General features: G+C 58.0%; 3 protein-coding genes. 1 reads left to right on the plus strand and 2 read right to left on the minus strand.

What is annotated here, in order from left to right; genetic code table 11:
• Together AC2FND_RS19930 and AC2FND_RS19935 are read right to left on the minus strand one after the other, a co-directional pair.
• The coding region (locus AC2FND_RS19930; RefSeq protein WP_496771440.1) for a glycosyltransferase at window positions 1-675 on the minus strand (675 nt) is incomplete at its 3' end.
• Window positions 662-1,924: a nucleotide sugar dehydrogenase gene (locus AC2FND_RS19935; protein ID WP_496771441.1), complete on the minus strand. Its 1,263-nt coding sequence runs from the start codon at window positions 1,922-1,924 to the stop codon at window positions 662-664. The genes AC2FND_RS19930 and AC2FND_RS19935, both read right to left, overlap by 14 nt.
• 375 nt (window positions 1,925-2,299) lie before the next feature.
• On the opposite strand from AC2FND_RS19935, the gene AC2FND_RS19940 reads away from it, so the two are divergent.
• Window positions 2,300-2,583 (plus strand): oligosaccharide flippase family protein (locus AC2FND_RS19940; protein WP_496771442.1); only part of this gene is annotated, 284 nt, incomplete at its 3' end.

Raw genomic sequence — 2,583 nt, forward strand, 5'->3', positions numbered from 1 at the left:
GTTTGGGGGCAGGTGCTGCAACCGGCTCAGATCGGGGCCCGAGCGAACCACAAAGACATCCTCGGGCGCCATGCCGCCGCGCTCGATGGCAATCCTGCGATAGCTTTCATTGGTGGCAATCGACACCCGTGCCGAGGCGAAGGTCAGCCGCTCGAACGTCTTCATCAGCTTCCAGAAGAAGCCGCGCTTGTCGAACTTGGCCTCGTAAAGCTCGGGGTTGATGTCGTGGTGATCGAACAGATAGCGCACGCCAAACAGCTTGAAGGGCAGTGCCACCAGAAAGATCAGATCGGGCGGGTTGCAGCCATGGATGACGTGAAACCCACGGGTGAACTTGATCTTCAGCGACAGCCAGCTTTCCCAGAACAGCGCCGCGCCATATTCCAGCAAATATCCCAACGCGCCACTGGCATCCAACGGCAGCGGGTGGCGGTAGACCTTGATGCCTTCATCTTCCCAGACACGTTCCTCATGGCCCTTGCCGGTGGGGCAGATGACCGAGACCAGCGCGCCTGCAGCAGCCAGCGTGCGCGCCTCCATCCAGACGCGGCGGTCGAAGGGCACGGGCAGGTTTTCCACCACGATCAGAACCTTCAGCCCTTTCAGCGGCTGGCTCTGGCGCAGCTCGTCGAACGAGATCGGCTGAACAGCGGATACAGGGCTAGTCATATTCATAGGTTCTTATCACCTCTGCATCGCCAAGGTTCAGCTCGTTCACGATCCTGTTCGATCCGACCACCAGATCCCATGGCCCGGCCTCGGCCGTGGCGCGATCAACCAACAGGCGGCCCACATTGGGCAGATGGGTAAAGGCATAACCCAGGTTCTGCCCCCGCAGATCGGCAGGCTTGATGGCCGGATCATAGACCGACAGCTGATACCCCGCCTGCAGCAGCCGCCGGGCAATATCGACATTGGGGCTTTCGCGCAGATCATCAGTTCCGGCCTTGAAGGCCAGCCCCGCCATCAGCACCCGACCGCCTTCGGGCAGCCGCGCCATGATGTCCTGCGCCTGATAGGTTTTATGCGCCTGATTGGTCTGCAACAGGCTGTCAATCAGATGGGTATGGGCCCCCACCTCACCGGCGATATGCTGCAGCGCGCGCACATCCTTGGGCAGGCACGAGCCCCCGAACGCGCCGCCCGGACGGGTGTAATAAGCCGAGATGTTCAGCTTGGTGTCCGAGACGAAAATCTCGTGCATGGTTTTGGCGGATACGCCCATGCTGTGGCAGATACGGCCGATCTCATTGGCGAAGGCCACCTTGGTGGCATGCCAGGTGTTGTCGACGAATTTGGTGATCTCGGCCTCTTCAAAAGCGGTGTAGAACACCGGCGCGTCCAGACCCTCGTGCATTTCGTCCATCACTGCCGAGCGATTGCCATCGACTGTACCAACAACGATCTTGGGCGGGTTGAAGAAGTCATCCACCGCCGACGCCTCGCGCAGGAATTCGGGGTTATAGACAATCTCGACCGCCTGCGCCGTCCGCTCGCCCAGATAGCTTTGGAAAATCGGCTCGATCAGCTGCCGCACGGTGCCCGGCCGGAAGGTTGACCGATACGCCACCGTCAGAGGCCGCGCCCGATCCGGCGATACGGTTTCGGCAATCTGACGCGTCACCTCGGCCACAAAACTCATGTTATGCGAGCCGTCGGTGGAACTGGGCGTGCCCACACAGACAATGGCCAGATCCACATCCCCGAGATCCGGCATCTCGACCACGGCGCGGATCAGATTTTTCCCAAGCGCCTCGGTCAGCAACCCGGCCACTTTCGGTTCCTTGATCGGGGGCTGGCCTGCGTTGATTTCGGACACCTTGTCGGCATTCACATCGATGCCGATCACCTCGTGCCCTTCACGGGTCAGACAGCACGCTGCCGTGAACCCCACATACCCCAAACCAAAAATCGCAATCTTCATACCATTATACCGTTTTGAATTCCGGCTCCCGAGCGCTGACCCCCACCGGACACATATCAGGCATCACATACTTGACGCGCTTGCTCATGAGGAGCCCGATCTGAGACACTGAGCCGGAAATTCTCCTTGAAACAGAAGATAACTTTCTGACACTAGACCTACACGTATCACCGAGTATGAAACAACCTTCTGACATTGAAAGAAAATCATGTGATTTCGACATAAAAAACCGCAGTTTTCCTTGAGTAACAGCGACCCCGCCAAATTGCCAGAACAGCACTTCTCTATCTGGTTGGAATACTTGGGGGAGGAGATAAAAAGGAAACACTAACCCGTTATTCTGTTGTTTGTTTTGAATGTGGAAAGACAAAGCTGTTGAAGCCTTCGCCCAAATCCGAACCGACCGGTGCCGCAGCCCCGCGTAGCACACCCCTAGTCGTTGGGGCCGCAGCACTGTTTGCTTCGGGTGTCTTCAGTCAGGTTCTCGGCCTGCTGACACTTATCGTTACTGCCCGCCTGCTGACTCCGACGGATTTCGGTGTAATCGCCTATTTCGTTATCGCGGTGGCATTACTTGAAATCGCGCAGCGCGCGGTCTCCATGACACTGATCCGGCAGCCCGAAGTAACCGAAGCGCATCTCAATACGGTTTTCACGAT

The organism is Ruegeria sp. BHSB056 (assembly GCF_059613305.1).